The organism is Achromobacter aegrifaciens (genome assembly GCF_902859735.1).
GTDB classification, from domain to species: Bacteria; Pseudomonadota; Gammaproteobacteria; order Burkholderiales; family Burkholderiaceae_B; genus Achromobacter; species Achromobacter aegrifaciens.
Genome location: NZ_CADIJY010000001.1, coordinates 1125024 through 1146227, shown reverse-complemented (window position 1 = coordinate 1146227; position 21204 = coordinate 1125024). Strand labels below are relative to the sequence as shown.

Genomic DNA, 21204 nt, shown 5'->3' with positions numbered 1-21204 from the left:
GCTGAGCTACATGCTCGCGTGCTGTTCCCTTTTGTTTTTTCCACCCCTCAACCAGGAGTCCCCAAGGATGAAAAAGACGCTGCTCGCCGCCGCAATGTTCACGACTTTTGCAGGCGTTGCTCAGGCAGAATCGTCGGTAACTCTCTATGGTGTCATCGACACCGGCATCGGCTACAACAAGATCAAAGGCGATGGATACGACGGTAGCAAGATAGGCATGATCAACGGCATCCAGGCCGGCTCGCGCTGGGGCCTGCGCGGCGCCGAAGATCTGGGCGACGGCCTGCGCGCCACGTTCAAGCTGGAAAGCGGATTCGACTCGGCCAACGGCCAGCGCGGACAGTCCGGCCGCCTGTTCGGCCGCCAGGCCACCATCGGCCTGGCCAACGACGCCTGGGGCTCGCTGGAGTTCGGCCGCCAGGCCACGGTGGGCTCGAACTACCTTGCCGACATCGACCCCTTCTACACCAGCTACACCCAGTCCAACATGGGCCTGGGTTTCAGCGCCGCCAACACCATGCGCTGGGACAACATGGTGATGTACAAGACGCCTTCGGTGAACGGCTTCGAACTTGGCATCGGCTACTCGTTCAATGCGGACGACACGACCGCCGACCAGACGGGTTTTCGCACCGCCGACAATACCCGCGGCATCACCGCCGGCCTGCGCTACGTGCAAGGTCCGCTGAACGTCGCGCTGACCTACGACCAGCTCAACGGCTCCAACCGCGGCTCCATCGACCATGACGCCACGCCGCGCCAGTACGCGCTGGGCGTGTCCTACGACCTGGAGGTCGTGAAGCTCGCCGCCGCCTACGGCCGCACCACCGACGGCTGGTTCGTCGGCCAGGACCTGCCGGCAGGCACGCCCTTCAGCGATGAATTCGGCACCAACCGCTTCGTGGACGGCTTCAAGGCCAACTCCTACATGCTGGGCGCCACTCTGCCCCTGGGCAGCGCAAGCAGCCTGTTCGCGTCGTGGCAACACGTGTCGCCGAACAACGACAAGCTGACCGGCGGCGACACCAACATGAACGTCTGGAGCGTGGGCTACACCTACGACCTGTCCAAGCGCACCAACCTGTACGCCTATGGTTCGTACGGCAAGGACTATGCCTTCATCGACGGCCTGAAGAGCACGGCCGCCGGCGTCGGCGTGCGCCACACGTTCTAAGCAAGTCAGCGGAGCGGCTGCGGGGCCGCTCCGCTGTCGGCGAATCCGTCCGATTCGAAGCCCCCTGGTATCGGGCTTCTTTAATATCGCCCGAGAGCCTGACGTCATCCGCATGTACGTCCAGGAGGCTCTCATGCACAAACCGCTCCCCCATACTTCTGCTTTCCCCGCCGCGGGTACGCTCGCGGTATACGCCGCGCTGGCGCCGGATCACCGGCAACTGGTCAAGGACACCATGACCCAGGATCTCGATGCGCTGGAGCAAGCCGCCGAGAAACCCGACGCCCTTGCCACCGCCCAGATGCTGCACCGCATACAGGGCGCGCTGCTGGCCCTGCAGATGCGCGCGCCAGCCTCGCACTTCGAGGCGCTGGAAGAAGAACTGGCAGAAGGCCTGTCCGCCGCCGCAGCCGCCAGAATCCGCCGTCAGGCCACCGTCGTGCGCGGCCTGATGGACAGGCTGCATGCGTGGCAACCCGTTCCGGTGCAATCTGCAGGAAACACGCGTCCCTCATGATCGGCTATCTTTGAAACCAGATCCTGAAACGGACCATGCCCTCTACCTCTCTTCCCGCGCGTCGCGCTTTTCCCGCCCGCCGGCAACGTTTGTTGCATGCGTTGGCCGCGGCTTTGCTGCCGCTGGCCCTCGCAGCCTGCAACGGCGGCGGCGACGACCATGACGACGAACCCGTCACCGTCGCGCCGCCTCCCGTCGAAGAAACGCCCCCCGCAGAATCCCAGCCGCCGCGCAATACGGCCTATCTGCAGGCCAAGCCGGGCGACGTCATCCAGGTCCGCATCGAGGAACTGCATCCCACCCAGGCCGCCATCGGCTACGACCAGATCTACTACAAGCTCGGCCGATGGCAAGGGGACTTCGAACGCCCGACCTGGGCGGACAAGCCGGCACTGCAGCTGGACTACCTGAACCGCACGGTCGGCAAGAAGTTCGACGACTACTGCGAAGACATGGGCGGCGCCGAGCGCGCGCAGGAATTCCAGAGCATCGCCGAGGCGCGCGTCGCCCGCCTGGACCAGCCGGCCACCTATGCCTGCAAGAACGCCCCGGGCACCAACGCGGCCAACCTCAAGACGGTGGTGGTCGGCTGGGACGGCAACCTGTATCTGACCGACGGCCACCATACCTTCTCGTCGCTGCGCGAAATCGCCGATGGCGGCCCCAAGCTGCCGGTCTGGGTCAAGGTCGACGCCAACTACAGCACCCTGCCCAATGCGGCGGCGTTCTGGCAGCGCATGGTCGACGAACGCCGCGCCTGGCTGCGCGACGGCCAGAACCAACCCATCACCGTGGACCAGTTGCCCGCCCGCCTGGGGCTGGCCAGCGCCCAGGAAGCTGGCGGCATGCAAGAGGACCGCTACCGCTCGCTGGTGTACTTCACCCGCGACATCGCCTACAGCAATGGCAACCTGCCGGAGTTCGCGGAGTTCCTGTGGGGCGACTGGCTGCGCCGCCAGGCCGCGGGCGGCCAGCTGCCGGGCCTGGACCAGTACAAGATGATGGCGCCCGCCGCGCCGGCGCAGATCCTCGCTGTCAGCACGCTCGACAAGAGCCTGGCGCCTGCCGGCGCCAATGACAGCTATGCCGCCGCGGTGCGCGACGCCTCCCTGAAGATGAGCGCATTGAAGGACGCCGACATCGTCTTCGATGACCGCGACGCTGCCGGCCTGGGACGTATCGCGCTGTCGCCCGACGCCGCCAGCGGCTCGCCCACCAAGAAGGCGCGCGACACCCTGGAAGAACTGCCGCGCAACGACGCCAAGAACGATGGCAGTCCGCGGGGCGCAGGCAAGCTGTGGTTCGCCGTGAACTACCGCAACTGCGGCAAGCCCGCGACCGGCACCTGCTGGGGCTGGTAAGCCGCGGCGCCCGCCCACGCGCGCTAAGCGTCGATCTGCATGGCGGGCCGGGCCTGGACCCGGTCCATCCATGCCCGCACATGCGGATGCGACGCCACCCTGGCGCCCAGATAGGCGCTGTAGCCGACCACCGAACCGACCACCAGATCGGCCAATGAGTAGGCCGCGCCCAACATCCAGGGCTGCCGCGACAGATGGCCGTCCAGCACGGCCAGCAACGCGTCCACGTCATCCAATACGCGTTCCGCCTCGGCGCCGCCGGGCGCGTCTGCGCCCTGCGTGGCGAGATACAGGCGCATCACCGCCGCGCCGTAGCTGACATAGGACCAGGCGCACCACGACATCGCCAGCAGGCGTTCGGGCGTGCCGGCGGCAGGCCACAGGCCGCGCTCCACGCCGTAGCGCTCTCCCAGCCATAGCTGTATCGCCAAGGTTTCGAACAAGGGAGCGCCGTCCACTGTCAGCGTGGGGACCTTCCCGTTGGGATTGAGCGCCAGGAATTCGGGGCGATGCTGTTCCCCCGTCCTGATGTCCACCTTGATGCGTTCATGCGGCACTTGCAGTTCAGCGAGCGCGCTGGCAACCGGGGTTGCGCTGGACATGGGGTGCCAATAGAAAACGATAGACATGGGCAAATCTCCAATTCGATCAAGGGATGTGCGTCGCGGCCACTGCCGCTGACTACGGGGGCCACTGTAGAATCTATTGAGGACAGATTCCGCCCTCGATACGCGCTATCGTGCCGCCATGCTTACTTCCAGCAACCGCCTCCTGCGCCTGCTGTCGCTGCTGCAGACCCGCCGCCATTGGGCCGGGATCGAACTGGCCGCGACGCTGGCGATCCACCCCCGCACCCTGCGGCGCGACATCGACAAGCTGCGCGAACTGGGCTACCCCGTCCATGCCAGCAGCGGCGTGGCCGGCGGCTACGCCTTTCGCGCGGGAAAGGCGCTGCCACCCCTGTTGTTGGACGACGATGAAGCGCTGGCCGTGGCGCTCACGCTGCGCACGGCGGCCACGGGCACGGTGGGCGGCATCGAGGAAACCGCGCTGCGGGCGCTGGTGAAGCTGGAGCAGGTCATGCCGCAGCGCCTGCGCCACCGGGTCGACGCGCTGCGATCGGCCATCGTGCCGATCCCGCGCGACGGCGCGGCCGTCGACGCCACCCTGCTGGCCACGCTGGCAGCCGCCTGCCGCGACCAGTTGCGGGTCGGCTTCGACTATGCGGACGGCAAGGGCCGGGCAAGCACCCGGCTGGTGGAGCCGCAAGGCTTGGCGCATACCGGATACCGCTGGTACCTGGTGGCCTGGGATCCCGCGCGCGAGGACTGGCGCACCTTCCGTATCGACCGCATCGCGGGCGCCCCGGAAGTCGGCGCGCATTTCGCGCCGCGCCCTCCGCCCGAAGGCGGCGATCTGCGCGCCTATGTCTCGCGCTCGGTCAACATGGCGCCGCACCAGGAACCCGCGCGCGTGGTCCTGCACGCGCCGCGCGCCGTCATGGCCACGCGCATCCCGCCGGGCGCCGGCCAGATCGAAGCGCTGGACGACGCACGCTGTGTACTGCAATGCGCCGTGCCCAGCCTGGACGCGCTGGTGTATTGGCTGATGGCGCTGGACGTCGAATTCGAGGTGCTGGCGCCTGCGGCGCTGCAGGACCGCCTGCGTCTGGCCAGCGAACGGCTGGGGCGCAGCCTGGAAAAAATGGCAGTTCCCAAAGCGCGCGGATAGCGGTCGGATTTGGCTGTTTTTCGGCCTATCCCATTCTGTGTATTTCGCCCGCGATTCGAGTATCTTGGCTGCTTTCCAAACATTTCCAGAAATCACGCCATGAGCAACGTTCCCGACGCCGACGCCTTCCTGCAATTCCTCGTCAACCTGGTGAACAACGGCAGCCAGATCGAGAGCATCGGCGTCACCCTGCAGATGGGCGGCATGCTGGTGTCGGGTTCCATCGTGTCCGGGGCAGAGTACTTCGACAGCTTCGCCGCCAGCTTCACGGGATCCCTGGACAAGGTGGACGACGCCACTCGCAAGGCCGTGCATGCCTCGCTGACGGAACTGGGCGACGTCTTCCGCGTGCCCCAACCCGCTGACCCGCTGCCGAACTACATCCATCTCGCCGACGCCCTGTTCTTCACTGCCGACGGCACCCCCATCGCCGGACAGCCCACGCTGTGGCGCGGCCGCACCAGCGCGGTCGACGGCTTCGTGCTGGGCCGCCTGCAGGAAGAAGCGGCCGGCTGAGGCCGCCGATATCCCTATTGCGCACAGGTCCCCGCCCCGGTTCTCGGGCGCGGGGCGCGCCGCTACGCAAAAACCACTACGCTATGGGTTTGCCTCCGCCCCCAACCCTGAGTCCGCCCGCCTTCTCTCCACTTGAAGCACGGGCTCGCTTGAAGTCACTCCCCCGCATGGAAAGACTCCGCATCGTCCTGGTCGACGACCATCCCCTGGTCTTGATGGGGATGCGCGACCTGCTGGAAAAGGACCTCAACTTCGAGGTCACGGCCACCCTGCCCGGGCCGACCGCGCTGATCCAGCACCTGCAACGCGATATGCCGCACGTGGTCATCACCGACTACTCCATGCCCGGCGACGACACCTATGGCGACGGCATCCGCCTGGTCAAATACCTGACGCGGCATTATCCGGACGTCCGGATCGTGGTGCTGACCATGGTGTCGAACTCCATGATCATCTCGGCGCTCTACGACGCCGGGGTGGCCGCCGTGGTGCTCAAGCGCGACAACCTCACCGAAATCATGACCGCGCTGGAAACGCTGCATGCCGGCCGCAAGTACTATCCGCCCGGCTTCCAGCGCGACGGCGCGGCCGATGAGCGCAGCAAGTTCATCGGCGAACGCATCAACAGCCAGTCGCCCAAGGAATTCGAAGTGCTGCGCCACTTCATCCGCGGCGAATCCATGATGCAGGTGGCCGAGGCCTTGAAGCGCAGCGTCAAGACGGTCAGCGGCCAGAAGATCTCGGCCATGCGCAAGCTCAACGTCCGCACCGACCAGGAACTGATCGCCTTCTGCGTCGAAAGCGAAATCTTCCAGTAGGCTGTCCGTTTTCCGGAAATTCAGGCAGGAACGCGCAGCATGACGCAAAAAGCAATCGAGACGGTGGCGGGCCAGGAAGTGGACCGCAAGCTGATGCAGGGCTTGATCGAACAGTCGGCCGGCCGTCCGCTGTCGTTCCATGACTGCGACTTCCAGGACGCGGATTTTTCGCGCGTGGATCTGCGCGGCGCGCAAATGACCGCGTGCGCGATCGCTGGCGCTTCCTTTCAGGGCGCAACGCTGGCGGACTCCGTCTGGCTGCGCTGCCGCGGCGGCCAGGTGGATTTCGCCTCATGCGACGCCAGCGATGCCGTCTTTGAAAACTGCGACCTCAACAATGCCAACTGGCGCCGCGCCCGGCTGGCCGCCGCCCGTTTCCAGGGCTGCAAGCTCACCGGCAGCGACTTCGACGGCATCGCCTGCCTGGGCTGGTCGCTGGAGGAATGCCTGCTGGTCGGCGCGCTGCTGCGCGGCGTGTCGTTTCGCAAGACCGACGTGCGGCATCTGGACTTCTCCGATGCCGACCTGACCGGCAGCGATTTCCGCGACACCGTGTTCCATGGCGGCAGCCTGCGCAACGCCATCCTGAAGAATGTCCGCTTCGAAGGCGCCGACCTGCGCGAAGCCGACCTGGGCGGCCTGGACCTGAATTCGGCCGCGCGCCTGGCAGGCGCCACCATATCCAAGACTCAGGCGGCGGCCCTACTGGCCGAATTGCGCATCAGCGTGATCTGAAGCGCGCCGGCTGCGGCGGACAAAGCGCTGCTCGACCACCACGCTGCCCCACTGCCGGCCTTCGGACTCCTCGGCCAGCGTGAAGCCGGCAGCCTCGTAGAGATGCCTGGCTGCATCCAGCCCCTTGAAGGTCCACAAGTACGTCTCGTCGTAGTGGGCGTCGACAAACGCCATGGCCCGCTCCAGCAGGACGCGGCCCACGCCCATGCCGCGCAGCGACTCGTCGACGATGAACCAGCGCAGGTGCGCTTCACGGGCGGCAAGATCGCCATCGATGACGATGGAAGCCAGCGTCCTGCCGTTGTCCACGTACAGCCAGATGTTCTTGCCGGTGGCGGGCAGGCCTTCGGCGAACTCGGCCAGCTCGCTCGCGACCTTGCGTTCGAAGTACACGCCGAATCCCGAGGCCTGCGCGTAATAGCGCGCATGCAGGCTGGCCACGTCGCCGATGCAGCCAGGCAGGTAGCCCGCGTGGATCTGCTCTGCGATGCCGCCTGTGACGGCGGGCGCGGTGTTGGGGTTCTCGTGCGACAGGGCATCGGCGTAAAGGGAAAGAAAGCGGATCAGCGACTGCTGGTCCTCGGGCGCCAGTTGGCGCAATGCCCGCGAAACCTGGTCGGTGGCGAACTGGTCTATCTGCGTACGCAGCCGGGTGCCGGCTTCGCTCAGGTACAGCCGCGACGAGCGCGCATCGTCGCTGTCGGTCTCGCGCGTCAGCAGCCCGGCTGACTCCAGCTTGGCGACCTGACGGCTGGTATTGGACTTGTCCAGCCTGAGGATGGCCGCCAGATCGCGCGCCTGGATGCCCGGCTGCAGGCCGATCTCGATGATGGCGTGGACGGCGGATGGGGCCAGCTCGCTGCCGGCCAGCGAGCTGCGCATGAAGCCCAGCTCGCGCACCAGTTTGCGTGAGAACTCCCGCAAATCCCGGATCGTCTGATCGCGGGACTGGATGGGGGTATCGATCAGATCCACGGCGCGCCCTTAAAGTTGCGATTCGCAACCAATATACTTGCGGATCGCAACCAATTCAACATTTTTCGCGCCAGCCGCTGCCGCGGCCTATTTCGGCCGCTTGAACCCCGCGCGCGCGGCCTCGACCGTCTGGCGGCAGACGCAGCCGCTCATGTGATCGTTGACCATGCCCACGGCCTGCATGAAGGCGTACATGGTTGTCGGGCCCACGAAGGTCCAGCCGCGCTTCTTCAGGTCACGCGACAGCGCCGCCGACGCCGGCGAGGTCGGATTGCCATTCCAGTAGTCCAGGTCCACGGTCGCGGGACGGTCCTGGGCCGGCGGCTCATGGCTCCAGAGCCAGGCCGACAATGAACCCGTCTCGTCGGCCAGGGCGCGTGCACGCCTGGCATTGTTGATGGCGGACACGATCTTGCTACGGTTGCGCACGATGCCCGCGTCGCCCATCAGGCGCTCGACGTCGCGCTCCGTGTAGCGCGCCACCCGCTCGAAGTCGAAGTCATCGAAGGCCGCGCGGAACGCCTCGCGCTTGCGCAGGATCGTGATCCAGGCCATGCCGGCCTGAAAACCCTCCAGGCAGATCTTCTCGTACAGGCGGCGGTCATCCGCCACCGGCCTGCCCCACTCATGGTCGTGATAGTCGGGCATGGACGGCTGCCAGAAGCAGCGCGCCACGCCCTGCTCGTCCGTGATCAGGCCCGGATCGTTCTTGTTCATCTCATCGGTCTTCATGCGGCGGCTTACTGCTTGCCCGGCACCGGGCAGCTCAGGTCGTCTTCCTCGCACTTCAGGTAGGCCTGCAGTTCCTTGGTGCGCGCCTGCGTCAGTTTGTCCAGGCACAGGCTCAGCGTCATGGGATAGGCGCTGCCTCCGGACGTGCTGCTGGACGCGAAGGCGCACTCCGCATCGCGAAAGAACAGCCAGGCCTTCTGGGCGGCATGCAGCTGGGTCGTCGCGTCCCGGTCGTTCTTCAGGCGCGCGGTCACTTCCTTGTAGGCGGCGTTCAAGGCGGCGTCGGACTTGCGGTACGCCTGGTCGGCGCACAGGCTCATGTCCGTCTGCGTGGCCGCGTTGCCGCAATCCAGCGGCTGCGCCTGCGCGCTTGCGGCCAGCGCAAGCGCGGCAGCGGCGGTCATGATGGCGATACGCATGGAATTCCTCCTGTGTGGCTGGTGAACCAGGAAAGTGTCGCACGGAACAATGGCCTCCCGCAGCGGCGGCTGCGCCGCCAGTGGCCTAAGATGGCGGCTATGAAGATCCAATTGCTCTCCGACCTGCATCTTGAAACCGACCCGGATTTCCTGGCCCGGCCCGCGCCCGGCGCCGATCTGCTCGTGCTGGCCGGGGACATAGGCTCATACCGCCGCGGTTCGCTCATGACCGGCGACGACTTCGGCCTGGGCAGCTATGCGCCGAGCAAGGGCTGGCCCACGCCCGTGGTGTATGTCCCCGGCAACCACGAATACGACAACGTCGATTTCGACGAGACCCACGCACGGCTGCGCCAGCTTTGCGGCGAACTCGGCATCCACTGGCTGGAACGCGAGACGCTGGTCATCGATGGCGTGCGCTTTGTCGGCACCACGCTGTGGACGGATTTCGACGCGCTGGCCGCGCCCGGCGACACCGTCGGCGCGGCCCTGAAGAAGCGCGAAAAAGCGTTTCGCGCGGCGGACTTCTATCTGGAAAAGGCCGAAATGCGCCGCAACGGCGCGCCCTTCATGGCCGAGCAGATGCGCGAGCAGGGGCTGCTATGCCAGCAATGGCTGCAAGACGCCCTGCGCGCGCCCCACGACGGGCCGACCGTGGCCATCACCCACTTCGCCCCCACCTTGGCGAGCGCGGATCCGCGTTACGGCGTCACCCCCGGCACAGCAGGGTTCTGCAATGCGCTGGACGCCCTGCTGCCCCTGGCCGACGTCTGGATGCACGGCCATCTCCACTGTCCGCAGGACTATGTGAAGAATGGCTGCCGCATCGTGGCCAATCCGCTGGGCTACGCCAAGAAGGGCGAACAGCAGGACTTTGCGCCTGACCGCCTGTGGGACGTGACGGCGTCTAGAACTTGAGGCTGGCGCTCAAGGCGTAGGTGCGCGGGTCGCCCGCCTTCACGTAGTCCGGCGACTGGTATAGCCAGTAACGCTTGTCGGCCAGATTGTTGATGCCCGCGCGGAACGTGGTTTCGTAGCCGTAGATGCGCGTGTCGTAGGTGGCGCCGATATTGACGATGGCGTAGTCGGACACCTGGACCGCATTCGAAGCGCCCAGCATGGTGCTGCCGGTGTACTTCACGTCGGCCCTGAGCTTCAGGCCCGGCAGTTGCGGAACCGAATACGCGACCTGGGCGGCGGCGACGAACTTGGGCGCGCCCGCGACGCGGTTGCCGGTGAAGCTGGAGCCCTTCTTGTATTCCGAGTCCAGGAACATCAGGCTGCCGCCCACGTTCCAGTTCGTCGCAATGCGCGTGGAGGCTCCCAGCTCCAGCCCTTGGTAGATCGACTTGCCGTCCTGCACCAGCTCATTGGCGGCGTTGGTGTATTCCGCCTTCTTCTCGATGCGGAACAGCGCCGCCGTGGCAGCCCAGCCGTCCTGGTTGGTCTTGATGCCCAGTTCGTACTGCTTGCTCTTGAGCGGGTCCAGCAGCGCGCCGAAGTTGGCGTAGGTATTGCCCACCGACGACCCCGGCTCCAGCGACTCGATGTAGCTGGCATAGGCCATGGTCTGCGGCGTGATGTTGTACATCAGCGCCACCGTCGGCGTCAGCACGCCGTTCTTGTCGTAGCGCGAATTGCGCACGCCCGCGGCGTCGAAACCGACCTGTTCGTAGTCGGTATAGCGCAGGCCGCCCAGCACGGACCAGCCGCCGGTCAGGTCGATGGTGTCGCTTGCGAACAGCGCCTTCTGCGTGATCTCCGCGGCGCGGTACAGGTCCAGGCTGCCCTCGCTGTAATAGGTGTTGGTGTTCTGCGTGCGCAGATTGCCCGTGCCTTGCAGCTGGTACACGCCGTTGGCGCTGTAGTCGTTCTTCTGCTTTTGCCAGGACGCGCCCGCCACCACCTGGTGTTTCAGCGGGCCGGTGCTGAACCTGCCTTCGAGCATGCCCTGCCATTGGTTGTAGGCATAGGCCTCACCGTAATCCGAGCGATAGTCCTGGTAGTCGCCCGCCTGGTTCTGCAGGAACAGCACCGATTCATTGCGGCGGGTGCGAGTGGAGCTGTAGCTGTAGTCGGCGCGCACTGACCAATCGGACGACAGCTGGTACTTCAGCCCGGTCGAATAGAAGCGGAATTTATTGTCGGCATACGGGCCCTGGCCCACCAGCCTGCCGTTGTCGTTGCGCACCGGCGACGGCAGCTCCGAGCCCGCCATCTGGCCAGCGTAGATGGTCGGCTCCTGCCCGATCGCCTTGCGGTTCTGGTAGATGGACTGGAAGTCCCAGGTCAGCTTGTCGGTCAGGCGCGCGTCCAGCGCCAGCGACACCGAATCCCGATACAGCGAGCCGCCGTTATAGGTATTGCCCTCTTCATGCGTGGCGTTCAGGCGATAGCCGAAGCGGCCGTCGCCGCCCACGCGCCCGCCCAGATCGACGTGTTCACGCAGGAGGCCCTTGGACACATAGCCCAGCTCGATGCTGCGCACCGGCTCGTCGGTCGGCTTCTTGGTGACATAGTTGATCAGTCCGCCCGGCGAACCGAAGCCGTACATGAAACCGGATGCGCCCTTGAGCAGGTCGATCTGTTCGAAGTGCTCGTAAGGCAAGGTGGTGACGTAGCTAAGGAAGGGCTTGCCGTCGATGCGGTAGGAATTCTGCCAATCCAGCGGCAGGCCGCGCACGCTCAGATAACTGGCCCAGGCGCCGTAGGAGGCGCTGTTGTCGGTGACGGATGCGTCCAGGGCGAACACGTCGCCCAGCTTGCGGACCTGCCGCTCCTCGATATCCGCTGCGGTGACCACGGCCGTGGAAAACGGCGTCTCCAGCTGGCTGCGGTTGCCCAGCGCCCCGCTGTTCACCGGCGCGGACAGATGCTCCAGCGTGTCGTCCAGCGAGGTCGCGTTGACGGTCACTGCCGGCAACTGGGCCACGCCTTGCGTATCCCCCCCGACCGTCGGCGGCGGCGTGCCGGCGGCCTGGGCCTGGACGCCCGCGGAATGAACGATGCCCAGGGTCAGGGCTAGGGCATAGGGTGCAACGGCATGCCGCGCGTGCTTGCGCGCGCGGCACTTCCTGGCGGAAGCGGGACGGACCACGTTGAATTCTCCAGAGCGGGAGGGGAAGAAATGTCGATTTCTTATAAATAAGACTGATTCGCAATTATATTAACAACTGCGAACTTCCCCATGCCGCTCCGGCCCTGCGGTCACTGCTTGGACGCTTTCTCCAACTGATCGCGCAGCCGCTCCTCCTGGGCGCGCAGCTCCGCCGTGAACTCCTCGCCGAAATCGTCGGCCTCGTACAGCGGGCGGATCTCGATGTCTGACGGGCCGGGCATCGGATTCGGACAGCGCTTGACCCATTCGATCGCCTCCTGCAGCGAGGCGCACTCCCAGAGCCAGTAGCCGGCGATCAGCTCCTTGGTTTCCGCAAAGGGGCCGTCTATCACCTGCCGGCTGCTGCCGGAAAAGTGCACCCGTGCGCCCTTGGAGCTGGGTTTCAGGCCGTCGCCCGCCAGCATCACGCCCGCCTTGACCAGTTCCTCGTTGAACCGCCCCATGTCGGCCAGCAGTTGCTGGGTGGGCATCACCCCTGCTTCGCTATCGGCGGTGGCCCTGACTTGAACCATGAATCGCATCTCGGTCTCCTTGTGTGGATGGTGGAACTTGCATGCTCCATCCACACGACGAACCGCGCCAGTCGAAATCGACAGCCGCCAGGAAAAAAAGTGTATCCGTGGCCGGGTCGGCGTCCTCCATGAAAAAACCCATGACGCCCGGAAAGCGTCATGGGTTCTTGCCGCCATGGCTGACGGGGCGATCAGCGCATCACGGCGCCGGATTCGGCTGGCGGGCGTGGATCTTGTCGATCGCCTCCAGCACCTCGGCCGACAGGGTCACGTCCACGCTGTCGATGTTCTCCTTCAGCTGTTCCAGCGTGGTCGCGCCGATCAGGTTGCTGGTGACGAAGGGGCGCTGGTTGACCCAGGCCAGGGCCAGGTGGGTGGGCGAAATGCCGTGCGTGCGCGCCAGTTCGACGTAGGCGCGGGTGGCGGCCTCGGCCTGCTCATTGCTGTAGCGGGTGAAGCGCGTGTAGAGCGTCAGGCGGGCGCCGGCCGGGCGCGCTCCGTCCAGGTACTTGCCGCAAAGCATGCCCATCGCCAGCGGCGAATAGGCCAACAGGCCCACGCCTTCGTGGTGCGAGTACTCAGACAGGCCGATCTCGTAGACGCGGTTCAGCAGGCTGTAGGCGTTCTGGATGGTTGCGATGCGCGGCAAGCTCTTGTTCTCGGCATGCCGCAGGAACTGGCCGACACCCCAGGGCGTTTCATTGGACACGCCGATGTGGCGCACCTTGCCGGCGCGCACGAAGTCCTGCAGCACCTCCAGCGTTTCCTCGATCGGCACGGTGTACTCGTCCTGGACCCAGGGATAGGACAGCTTGCCGAAGGTGGCCGTCGTGCGGTCGGGCCAATGCAGCTGATACAGGTCCAGGTAGTCCGTTTGCAGGCGCTTCAGGCTGGCATCCAGGGCCGCGGTCAGATTCTTGCGGTCCAGGTGGGTCTTGCCGTCGCGGATGTGGCCCGGACGCTTCGCGTCGCGCACGGGGCCCGCCGCCTTGCTGGCCAGCACGATATCCTGGCGGCGCTTGCTGCGCGCCAGCCAGGTGCCGATATAGGTCTCGGTGAGGCCCTGCGTTTCGGGCTTGGGCGGCACCGGATACATTTCGGCGACGTCAACCAGATTGATGCCACGCTCCAGGGCGTAGTCCAGCTGCTGGTGCGCCTCGGCTTCGGTGTTCTGCTCGCCCCAGGTCATGGTGCCCAGTCCGATCAGGCTGACATCCAGGTCGGTACGGCCGAGTTTGCGGTATTTCAATTTCTGCTCCGTGCGGTGTCGCTTACTAGGGAAGCGACACCTTACTCCAAGAAGCTTTTCAAATACCTGGCAACGATCCGCGGCTGCGGGTTATTCGCCCCTTGCCCGCCGCGCCGCACTCGGCATACGCTCTATCCCCAAATAACCACCGGAAATCAACGTGCTGCGCGAAATTGATGAAACCTACGTGTTTTTCATCTGCGTAATCGCTTGCCTGGCCATCATCGAGCTGGGCTTCCGGTTGGGGCGCAGGCAGCGCCGCGCTTCCGACGACGCCGCCAAGACCCATATCGGCGCGCTCCAGACCGCCTTGCTGGGCCTGCTGGCGCTGCTGCTGGGCTTTACCTTCGCGATGTCGGTGACGCGTTTCGAAACGCGCAAGAACCTGGTGCTGGAAGAGGCCAACGCCATCGGCAACGCCTATTGGCGCTCGCAGCTGCTGCCTCCCGCGGCCCGCGATCCCATCGCGAAGCTCTTGCTGGAATACACGACGACGGCGCTGGAGTTCAGCGACGCCGACAACGACAAGGAGCGCCTGGCCGCGGCCAGCGTGACGTCGCGGCGCATCGAGCGCCAGATCCGGAGCACGGCTGCGAGCGTCCTGGAGAACCCGCCGTCGATATCCACGGTCATGTTCATCCAGGCCATCAACGAAATGGCCCAGGTCAATGAAAAGCGCCGCGTCGCGCTGGAAAACCACGTACCCGAGCCCGTCTTCTATCTGCTCTTCATCGTCACCGGCGGCGCAATGGGCTTCATCGCCTACGGCACCGGGCTGCACAAGCGCAGGCGGCTGATCTCGACCGGCCTGTTCGCCACGCTTATTTCCCTGGTGCTGACCTTCATCCTGGACATCGACCAGCCAGCCAGCGGCGTGATCATGGTCAGCCAGGAGAGCATGGTGCGGATGAAGGCGACGCTGGAGCAGGAGCGCTAGGCGCGCGGCGCCTGCGCCCCCCGTCCTGGCACGCGTCAGTACTGGTAGCGCATCGTCAGCATGGCGCTGCGTCCCGCCCCCCACGCGCCCTGGCTGTAGAACCCGATCTGGCTGTAGTACTTGCGATCGAACAGGTTGTTCACATTGAGCTGAGCGCTCAGGTTGCGATTGAAGCGGTAGCGAGCCATCAGATTGGTGATCGCATAGCTGCCCTGACCGACTCGCTCTTCTCCGTTCGGGCCGCTGGCCATCGTGTACACATGGCTTTGCCAGTTGACGCCGCCGCCCACCGTCAGACGGTTCCAATCGCCAGGCAGCGTATAAGTCGTGAACACGCGCACCAGGCTGCGCGGCTGGTCGGTCTGTATGGCATTGCCATCGCCGTCGCGCGCAGTCCAGTGCGACCAGCCCGCGGCAAGGTTCCATCCCGGCATCACTTCACCCGAAACCTCCAGGTCAAAACCGCGGCTGCGCGTGCCCTGCGCAGCGGTGTAGGCCTGGTTGATGGTGCCCGGCACCATGTAGCCCGGATCGACCTGGGCCACATTGTCCTGCTCGATCTGGAACACCGCGGCGCTGGCGTTCAGCTTGCCGTCCAGGAACTCGCCCTTGATGCCCGCTTCGTAAGACTTGCCCTCGAGCGGATCGAGCCAGTTGCCGCTGCGGTCCTGATAGCTCTGCGGATTGAAGATGCCGGTGTAGCTGACGTAGGCCGTGTAGGTCTCGTTGATGTCGTAGAGCAGGCCGGCATAGGGCGTGAATTCGTTCTTCTTGAAAGACTGGCGGCTGCCGCCGCCAAAGCCGACCGAATCCGTTTCCCACGTGCTGTAGCGGCCGCCCACGATGAGCTTGAGCGGATCGGCAAGATTGAAGCGCAAGGCGCCGTACCAGCCCGTTTGCTTGGTGGTGTACCGATTGGCGGTGACCGAATCGCTGCTCCATTCCGGCTCCGGATACGAGCCGTCCCAGTCGAGGAAATTGCCCACGGCCGCGCTCGACAGGGCCGAGCGGTAGTCGAAGTCGCCGTGCTGGCGGTTGAAGCTGGCGCCCACGACAGCCTCGTGGCGGCGGCCGAACAGCGTGAACGGACCGGATGCCTTGACGTCCAGGCTGTTCTGCTTGCGGTCTCCCACGTACCACGCCGGCGATGCGTTCACACCCAGGCCGGTGTCGCGGTCGGGCCAGCCATAGAGATAGAGAAGCTTGGCATCCATCTCGTTCTTTGAATGCGATCCCACCGCGTTGACAGTCCAGCCATTGTCGAAGCGGTGTTCCAGGCTGGCGAAAGCGCCCTGGGTCGTGCTACCCCACGAACTCCAGTCCGCCCCGGTGTTCAGCGAACGGCTCCAGTCCGTGCGGCCGCCGTCGGCGTACCAGAGCGGGAAGCCGCCCCAGCTGCTGCGTTTCGGGTCGTTGTCCTGGTAATTGAAACCCACGCTCAGCGTCGTGCGGGAGGTGATGTCCGCGTCCACCACGCCATAGAACACCTTCTTGCGGTTCTGGTAGCCATCCAGGTAGGAGTGATTGTCCTGATAGGCCGAGACGATGCGTCCGCGCACACTGCCGGCGGAGTTGAGCGGCGTGGACAGATCCACCGTGCCGCGATAGGTGTCCCAGTTGCCAGCGCTGACGCTCATGTCCGCCTTGAACTCGCGGCTGGTGGCATGCTTGCGTACCAGGTTGATCGACGCGGACGGATTCCCCGCGCCGGTCAGCAGGCCGGTGGCGCCCCGCACCACCTCGACCCGGTCATAGATGATGGGATCGAGCGATGACTCGCCCGCGGCATAGCCGGTGTCGAAGCTCGTCGGAATTCCGTCATACATGTAGTTGCTGACGCTGAAGCCGCGGGAATTGAACGAATACCGCTCGCTGTCATAGTTCTGCACCGAAATACCCGGCGTGCTCGCCATCACGTCAACCAGCGAAAGCATGTTCTCGTCGTCCATGCGTTGCCGCGTGACCACCGTGACCGACTGCGGCGTTTCACGCAATGTCAGCGGCAGCCCCGTACTGGCGGCGGTGGCGCGCGGCGTATACGAACCGGTGCCCTCGGTGGTGGTGCTGTCGGCGTTGCCGATCACCTGTACGGACTGCAAGGTGGCCACGCCCTCGTCCTGAGCCGTGGCAGTGCCGCAGGCCAGTGCCATCAGCACCAGGCAAGGCGTGCGCCGCAGGACGAGGCGCGGACGAACGGAACGAGTGCGGCCGGCGGGCCCGGGGTGTTGCATGTTGGCTTCCTTTCCCATGTTGAAACTTCTAATGGGAAGAAAGTGTAATGCAAACAATTCTCAGGTGCGTTATTGAATAACCAAGCATCACCTGCTGGACGTCCGTATCGTTTTGGGGACGCAACCTGGTTGCAGGCAGACCGCCCGGCCGGCCGGGTAGCTTGTCGAATGGCGCGTCAAAATGAAAACTGGCGCGGCCATCGTCGCGGCCGCGCCAGAAATTCCGGCTACCCGGTAGCGGCCAGGGCCGCTCGTGGCTGTGCCTCAGCCCGCCTTGCCCGCCGACGCCAACGCCTGCGCCGCGGGCTCGCCCGCGTCCGCACAGGCCGCCGGGCTGCGCTCGGCAAGCGCTTCCAGCAACTCGGACGACGGCACGAAGAACAGGCCGCCCGTGACCGCGTGGCTGAAGTCGAGCAGGCGGTCGTAATTGCCGGGCGGACGTCCGACGAACATGTTCTCCAGCATCAGCTCGATGGGACGCGGCGAACGCGCGTAGCCGATGAAGTACGTGCCGAATTCCCCGGATCCCGGCCGGCCGAACGGCATGTTGTCGCGCAGGATCTTCAGTTCCTGGCCGTTTTCCTCGATGGTCGTCAGGGCGCTGTGCGAGGACGAGGGCTTGATGTCGTCGTCGAGTTCCACGTTGGACCACTTGTGGCGGCCGATGACCCCTTCCTGGCCTTCGACCGTCAGCGCATTCCAGGCCTTCATGTCGTGCAGGTACTTCTGCACCAGCACGTAGCTGCCGCCGGCGAACTCGGCGTCCTCGTCGCCGATGACGGTGAAGTCGAATGCTTCCTGCCCTTCCGGATTCTCGGTCCCGTCGACGAAGCCGATGATGGCGCGGCGGTCGAAGTAGCGAAAGCCATGGACCTCATCCACGACCGTCACGGCATCGCCCAATCCGCCCAGCAACAAGGTGGCCAGTTCGAAGCAGAAATCCATCGAGTCCGCGCGGATGTGCAGCAGCAGGTCGCCCGGCGTCGCCATGGCCAGGCGCTCGCCGGAACCGAACTCGCGGAAAGGGTGCAGCGCGGCGGGACGCGGCGCGCCGAAAAGCGTGTCCCAGGCCGTGGAGCCGAAGGCGGTGACACAGGAAAGATTCTGCTCGGGCGCGCGCGTGCCCACCGTGCGGACAACGGCGGCGACATCGGCGCACCAGCCACGCACGGTTTCGGCGGCGGCGGCGCCTTCATTGAGGGTGGCCACGATGAAAATCGCGTGGCGGGTCGTCGTATTGTGGACGGCTTGGGATAGGGGCTGACGGTCAGACATCGGATCGGGGACCTCAAGAAAGCGAGCGCGGCGGCGCGAAAGGGCTAGTCCGATTCTAAGCGCGGACTGTGTACGTGCGCACCCGATTGGTTACGGCACCGCCCTCAACCACTCGCTCACCACATCCAGCACGATGCGGCTTTGTTCGCGGTGCGGCACATGCCCGCAGTTCTCCAGCAGCACAGGGCGGCCGCCGGCCAGCGCCGCGATCTTTTCCTGGTGTTTGGGGGAACCGTATTCGTCGATTTCGCCATGCAGGGCAAGCACGGGGCAACGCACCTGGCGCAATTGCTCGTCCAGGTTCCAGGCGGCAAACTCGGGCGACAGCCAGGTGTTGATCCACGCGCCCAGCACCCATTCGGCTTTCTCGCCGTGATACTTCTTCAGCCGGTCCAGCTGGCCGGGTTCTGCGAAATTCTGCTTGGCGGCCCGTATGCCTTCCAGTGTGCGGTCTTCGGCAAACATCTGTGCGGACTCGGTGATCAGCGCCCGGCAATCGTCGGCATACACGCCGGCGCAGCAGACAGCCATGCCACCGCCCACGCTATGGCCGAACCCCACGTAGGGGCCGATGCCCAGCGCTGCGCGCAGGCTGCGGAATCCGCCCTGCGCTTCTTCTTCCACAAAGCCGGGTTCGAACACGGCGGTATTGGGATCGGAGCGGCCAAAGCCCAGGCGGTCATAGGCGATGACGCTGCGCCCGGTGGCCTGCGCCAGTTGTTCAGGGAAATCGCGCCACAGCTCCACGCAACCCAGCGAATCATGGAACAGCACGATGGGCGCTGCGGCAGCGGTCTCACCGGCGGGATCCCAGCGCCGCGCGAAAAGGCGGCCCTGGCTGGTGTTCACGTAGACATCCTGGCTGGTAACGGCAAGCATGAAAAGTCCTGGGGAGAGTATGCGACGATGCGCCATCGCACCGCGCTCCGATTATAGGAAAGCCGGCGGCCTCACCGCAGTCCGGACACCACGCCTGCGGCGATGATGAGCAGGACCAGCGCGGAAATCGCCGTGTAGGCGTAGTCGCGCTCGCGCAGGAAAATGGCCAGCATCAGCGCCACCCGCGCCACTGGCAGCAGGATGAACAGGGCCACCCCGACCTTGACGAGTCCAAGGTCCCGCAGGCCGCCATGCGCGGGCAACAGGAAATCCACAGCCATGCCGGCGGCGATGAGGGCCGAGGCGAGCCAGGTTCCGTACCACAGCAAGCCGGCGATGGCGCGGTCGCGCCGCGCCTGTTTGTCCACCGTCTGCGTCATGCCGGGCCTCCCGGGATATGCACGCCCAACGCGCTCAGCAGCATCTGCACCGCCAGCAGGGACAGCACGATCACGAAGAACAGCCGCAGCTTGTCCGCCGGCAGGCCCATCAGCAGGCGGGCGCCGAGCAAAGCGCCCGCGACCGAACCCAGCGCGACCGGTCCGGCGATGCCTATGTCGATGTCGCCGCGCACGAAATAGGCGCCCGCGCTGGCGGCGGCGGTCACGCCGATCATGAAATTGGACGTCGCCGACGAGACCTTGATGGGCAGCTTCAGCGCGGCATCCATGGCCGGAATCTTGAGCACCCCCGAGCCTATTCCGAGCAAGGCCGAAATCAGCCCCGCGCCATACATCAGCGACAACCCCAGCGGCACGCGGTCCACCTGATAGTGCACCTCCCGGCCCAGCGCGCGGTCGGGGAAGCTTGCGTGCAGGCGCAACGCGGTGGCCCAGCTGGCGGCGCCGGGCGCAATCGCCACGGCCTCGCGCCGGCGCGCCAGCATCTGCTGCGCGGACAGCGCCAGGATCACTGCGAACAGGCCGTAGAGAAATCCGGTCGAGACGATGCCGATGAGGAACACGCCGGTCAGCGCCCCCAACGTGGTGGCCGTCTCCAGGACGATGGCAAGCCTGACGTTGGTCAGCCGCCCTTTCAGGAAAGGCGCGGCGCTGCCGCAGGAACAGGCGATCACCGAGATGATGCTGGCCCCGATGGCGACATGGATGTCCACGCCGAACAGCAGCGTCAGGATGGGCACGATGAAGATGCCGCTGGCCATCCCCAGCACCCCGCCCAGCGCGCTGGCGCCGAAGGCGGCGGCGAACAGCCAGAAGATCGTCGAGGTCTCCATGGCCGCCGCTTCAGGCCGGCTTGCGTGGCTGGCGCGCCAGGCGGGTACTGAAGCGGATCAGGTCGCCGCGGTAGTACAGCTTTTCGTAGTCGACGGGCCGCTGCCCCTCGGTGTAGGACGTGCGCTCGATGAGGAAGATCGGGCTTCCCGCGGCGACGCCCAGCGCCTGCGCGACGCGTTCGTCCGCCGTCACCGCTTCCAGCTGGTACTCGGCCTCGATCAGCGGCAGGTCGTAGCGCAGCTCCAGCAGGTCGAAGATGGGCTCGGCCTCCAGGTCGTTGCTGGCGACTTTGTCGCCCACGTCCAGCGGCAGATAGGTTTCATCAAACGACATGGCCACGCCGTCCGCCAGCCGCACTCGCTCGATCCGATAGACCAGCGCGCCGCGCGCCACACCCAGTTGGCGGGCGACGTCTTCCGTGGCCGGCACCGGGCGCTTGTCCAGCAGGCGCGCGGTCGCCCGGCGGCCGAGCGCGGTCATGTCCTCGACGAAACCGCTCAGGGCCGTCAGCGGCTGCATCAGCTTGGGCTCCGTGACGAACGTGCCTTTGCCGCGCCGGATTTCCGCCAGCCCGCGCGCAACCAGGTTTTCCACCGCCTTGCGCACCGTGCTGCGGCTGACGGCGAAGCGCTCGATCAGTTGATCTTCCGTCGGCAACCGGTCGCCAGGCGACAGGCTGCCGGACGAGATTTCCGCAGCCAGGGCCATTTCCACCCGGGCATAAAGAGGAGCATATTCGGCATCGTTTTGCATGAAGACATCATAACATCATGATGTCATGATGACGCAA

At 65.5% G+C, this 21204-nt stretch carries 22 protein-coding genes; 9 read left to right on the top strand and 13 right to left on the bottom strand.

Translation table 11 applies throughout. From position 1 onward, the window contains the following. Positions 1 to 67: 67 nt before the first annotated feature. From HV766_RS05150 to HV766_RS05140, 3 genes are all read left to right on the top strand, one after another. The gene (locus HV766_RS05150; RefSeq protein WP_119449463.1) at positions 68 to 1174 is read left to right on the top strand and encodes a porin; all 1107 of its coding nucleotides are present in this window, start codon (positions 68 to 70) and stop codon (positions 1172 to 1174) included. Between the two features lie 133 nt (positions 1175 to 1307). Beyond that, on the top strand, positions 1308 to 1691 hold the full coding sequence (locus tag HV766_RS05145) for a hypothetical protein (protein ID WP_054451716.1): 384 nt from the start codon (positions 1308 to 1310) through the stop codon (positions 1689 to 1691). Between the two features lie 35 nt (positions 1692 to 1726). Then, positions 1727 to 3052: a ParB/Srx family N-terminal domain-containing protein gene (locus tag HV766_RS05140; protein ID WP_175180705.1), complete on the top strand. Its 1326-nt coding sequence runs from the start codon at positions 1727 to 1729 to the stop codon at positions 3050 to 3052. A gap of 23 nt (positions 3053 to 3075) precedes the next feature. Here HV766_RS05140 and HV766_RS05135 read toward each other — a convergent pair whose 3' ends face one another. After that, a complete protein-coding gene (locus HV766_RS05135; protein WP_175180704.1) occupies positions 3076 to 3681 on the bottom strand; it encodes a glutathione S-transferase family protein in 606 nt (201 codons plus the stop codon). A 118-nt stretch (positions 3682 to 3799) separates the two neighbouring features. Between HV766_RS05135 and HV766_RS05130 the strand changes: the two genes are divergently transcribed. The 4 genes from HV766_RS05130 to HV766_RS05115 all read left to right on the top strand — a co-directional run bounded on the left by HV766_RS05130 (position 3800) and on the right by HV766_RS05115 (position 6852). After that, a complete protein-coding gene (locus HV766_RS05130; protein WP_175180703.1) occupies positions 3800 to 4783 on the top strand; it encodes a helix-turn-helix transcriptional regulator in 984 nt (327 codons plus the stop codon). A 99-nt stretch (positions 4784 to 4882) separates the two neighbouring features. Then, entirely contained in the window at positions 4883 to 5299 is a 417-nt protein-coding gene (gvpU, locus tag HV766_RS05125) for a gas vesicle accessory protein GvpU (RefSeq protein WP_175160217.1), read from the top strand. A gap of 167 nt (positions 5300 to 5466) precedes the next feature. Beyond that, positions 5467 to 6117 carry a response regulator gene (locus HV766_RS05120; RefSeq protein ID WP_175180702.1) on the top strand — a complete coding sequence of 217 codons (651 nt, stop codon included), beginning with the start codon at positions 5467 to 5469 and terminating at the stop codon, positions 6115 to 6117. 39 nt (positions 6118 to 6156) lie between these two features. After that, the gene (locus tag HV766_RS05115; RefSeq protein WP_175180701.1) at positions 6157 to 6852 is read left to right on the top strand and encodes a pentapeptide repeat-containing protein; all 696 of its coding nucleotides are present in this window, start codon (positions 6157 to 6159) and stop codon (positions 6850 to 6852) included. Here HV766_RS05115 and HV766_RS05110 read toward each other — a convergent pair. The 3 genes from HV766_RS05110 to HV766_RS05100 all read right to left on the bottom strand — a co-directional run bounded on the left by HV766_RS05110 (position 6820) and on the right by HV766_RS05100 (position 8978). Next, positions 6820 to 7827: a bifunctional helix-turn-helix transcriptional regulator/GNAT family N-acetyltransferase gene (locus HV766_RS05110; protein WP_175180700.1), complete on the bottom strand. Its 1008-nt coding sequence runs from the start codon at positions 7825 to 7827 to the stop codon at positions 6820 to 6822. The genes HV766_RS05115 and HV766_RS05110 overlap by 33 nt on opposite strands. 87 nt (positions 7828 to 7914) lie before the next feature. Next, complete coding sequence (locus tag HV766_RS05105; RefSeq protein WP_054451725.1) at positions 7915 to 8559, bottom strand: DNA-3-methyladenine glycosylase I; 645 nt, start codon at positions 8557 to 8559, stop codon at positions 7915 to 7917. Positions 8560 to 8567: 8 nt separating this feature from the next. After that, positions 8568 to 8978 (bottom strand): lysozyme inhibitor LprI family protein, encoded by a 411-nt coding sequence (locus HV766_RS05100; protein ID WP_175180699.1) that lies wholly within the window; start codon positions 8976 to 8978, stop codon positions 8568 to 8570. A 99-nt stretch (positions 8979 to 9077) separates the two neighbouring features. On the opposite strand from HV766_RS05100, the gene HV766_RS05095 reads away from it, so the two are divergent. Next, positions 9078 to 9896, top strand: a complete 819-nt coding sequence (locus HV766_RS05095) for a metallophosphoesterase (protein ID WP_119449479.1) — start codon at positions 9078 to 9080, stop codon at positions 9894 to 9896. Here the strand turns inward: HV766_RS05095 and HV766_RS05090 are convergent. The 3 genes from HV766_RS05090 to HV766_RS05080 form a co-directional block, all read right to left on the bottom strand. Continuing rightward, complete coding sequence (locus tag HV766_RS05090; RefSeq protein WP_415823422.1) at positions 9886 to 12075, bottom strand: TonB-dependent siderophore receptor; 2190 nt, start codon at positions 12073 to 12075, stop codon at positions 9886 to 9888. The genes HV766_RS05095 and HV766_RS05090 overlap by 11 nt on opposite strands. Positions 12076 to 12185: 110 nt before the next feature. Then, a complete protein-coding gene (locus tag HV766_RS05085) occupies positions 12186 to 12617 on the bottom strand; it encodes a YciI family protein (protein ID WP_054451730.1) in 432 nt (143 codons plus the stop codon). 190 nt (positions 12618 to 12807) lie between these two features. Further along, positions 12808 to 13857, bottom strand: a complete 1050-nt coding sequence (locus HV766_RS05080) for an NADP(H)-dependent aldo-keto reductase (protein ID WP_054451732.1) — start codon at positions 13855 to 13857, stop codon at positions 12808 to 12810. A gap of 160 nt (positions 13858 to 14017) precedes the next feature. Between HV766_RS05080 and HV766_RS05075 the strand changes: the two genes are divergently transcribed. Then, positions 14018 to 14794: a bestrophin-like domain gene (locus tag HV766_RS05075; RefSeq protein WP_175180698.1), complete on the top strand. Its 777-nt coding sequence runs from the start codon at positions 14018 to 14020 to the stop codon at positions 14792 to 14794. A gap of 35 nt (positions 14795 to 14829) precedes the next feature. Here HV766_RS05075 and fhuE read toward each other — a convergent pair whose 3' ends face one another. From fhuE to HV766_RS05045, 6 genes are all read right to left on the bottom strand, one after another. Then, entirely contained in the window at positions 14830 to 17025 is a 2196-nt protein-coding gene (gene fhuE / locus HV766_RS05070) for a ferric-rhodotorulic acid/ferric-coprogen receptor FhuE (RefSeq protein WP_054452280.1), read from the bottom strand. Positions 17026 to 17289: 264 nt separating this feature from the next. Continuing rightward, positions 17290 to 18300, bottom strand: coding sequence for a Dyp-type peroxidase (locus tag HV766_RS05065; protein ID WP_054451736.1), 1011 nt, complete (start codon positions 18298 to 18300; stop codon positions 17290 to 17292). 90 nt (positions 18301 to 18390) lie between these two features. Next, positions 18391 to 19179, bottom strand: coding sequence for an alpha/beta fold hydrolase (locus tag HV766_RS05060; protein WP_054451738.1), 789 nt, complete (start codon positions 19177 to 19179; stop codon positions 18391 to 18393). Positions 19180 to 19250: 71 nt separating this feature from the next. Continuing rightward, positions 19251 to 19559 (bottom strand): DUF1634 domain-containing protein, encoded by a 309-nt coding sequence (locus HV766_RS05055; protein WP_054451740.1) that lies wholly within the window; start codon positions 19557 to 19559, stop codon positions 19251 to 19253. Continuing rightward, positions 19556 to 20413 (bottom strand): sulfite exporter TauE/SafE family protein, encoded by an 858-nt coding sequence (locus tag HV766_RS05050; RefSeq protein ID WP_054451742.1) that lies wholly within the window; start codon positions 20411 to 20413, stop codon positions 19556 to 19558. Before HV766_RS05050 ends, HV766_RS05055 begins: the two co-directional genes overlap by 4 nt. Positions 20414 to 20423: 10 nt before the next feature. Continuing rightward, complete coding sequence (locus tag HV766_RS05045) at positions 20424 to 21167, bottom strand: GntR family transcriptional regulator (RefSeq protein WP_175180697.1); 744 nt, start codon at positions 21165 to 21167, stop codon at positions 20424 to 20426. Between the last annotated feature and the right edge of the window lie 37 nt (positions 21168 to 21204).

Bases quoted from the DNA above. Each gene is read 5' to 3' on its own strand.
- HV766_RS05150 (WP_119449463.1), top strand. From the start codon at position 68: ATGAAAAAGACGCTGCTCGCCGCCGCAATGTTCACGACTTTTGCAGGC.
- HV766_RS05145 (WP_054451716.1), top strand. From the start codon at position 1,308: ATGCACAAACCGCTCCCCCATACTTCTGCTTTCCCCGCCGCGGGTACG.
- HV766_RS05140 (WP_175180705.1), top strand. From the start codon at position 1,727: ATGCCCTCTACCTCTCTTCCCGCGCGTCGCGCTTTTCCCGCCCGCCGG.
- HV766_RS05135 (WP_175180704.1), bottom strand. From the start codon at position 3,681: ATGTCTATCGTTTTCTATTGGCACCCCATGTCCAGCGCAACCCCGGTT.
- HV766_RS05130 (WP_175180703.1), top strand. From the start codon at position 3,800: ATGCTTACTTCCAGCAACCGCCTCCTGCGCCTGCTGTCGCTGCTGCAG.
- gvpU (WP_175160217.1), top strand. From the start codon at position 4,883: ATGAGCAACGTTCCCGACGCCGACGCCTTCCTGCAATTCCTCGTCAAC.
- HV766_RS05120 (WP_175180702.1), top strand. From the start codon at position 5,467: ATGGAAAGACTCCGCATCGTCCTGGTCGACGACCATCCCCTGGTCTTG.
- HV766_RS05115 (WP_175180701.1), top strand. From the start codon at position 6,157: ATGACGCAAAAAGCAATCGAGACGGTGGCGGGCCAGGAAGTGGACCGC.
- HV766_RS05105 (WP_054451725.1), bottom strand. From the start codon at position 8,559: ATGAAGACCGATGAGATGAACAAGAACGATCCGGGCCTGATCACGGAC.
- HV766_RS05100 (WP_175180699.1), bottom strand. From the start codon at position 8,978: ATGCGTATCGCCATCATGACCGCCGCTGCCGCGCTTGCGCTGGCCGCA.
- HV766_RS05095 (WP_119449479.1), top strand. From the start codon at position 9,078: ATGAAGATCCAATTGCTCTCCGACCTGCATCTTGAAACCGACCCGGAT.
- HV766_RS05085 (WP_054451730.1), bottom strand. From the start codon at position 12,617: ATGCGATTCATGGTTCAAGTCAGGGCCACCGCCGATAGCGAAGCAGGG.
- fhuE (WP_054452280.1), bottom strand. From the start codon at position 17,025: ATGCAACACCCCGGGCCCGCCGGCCGCACTCGTTCCGTTCGTCCGCGC.
- HV766_RS05065 (WP_054451736.1), bottom strand. From the start codon at position 18,300: ATGTCTGACCGTCAGCCCCTATCCCAAGCCGTCCACAATACGACGACC.
- HV766_RS05060 (WP_054451738.1), bottom strand. From the start codon at position 19,179: ATGCTTGCCGTTACCAGCCAGGATGTCTACGTGAACACCAGCCAGGGC.
- HV766_RS05055 (WP_054451740.1), bottom strand. From the start codon at position 19,559: ATGACGCAGACGGTGGACAAACAGGCGCGGCGCGACCGCGCCATCGCC.
- HV766_RS05050 (WP_054451742.1), bottom strand. From the start codon at position 20,413: ATGGAGACCTCGACGATCTTCTGGCTGTTCGCCGCCGCCTTCGGCGCC.
- HV766_RS05045 (WP_175180697.1), bottom strand. From the start codon at position 21,167: ATGCAAAACGATGCCGAATATGCTCCTCTTTATGCCCGGGTGGAAATG.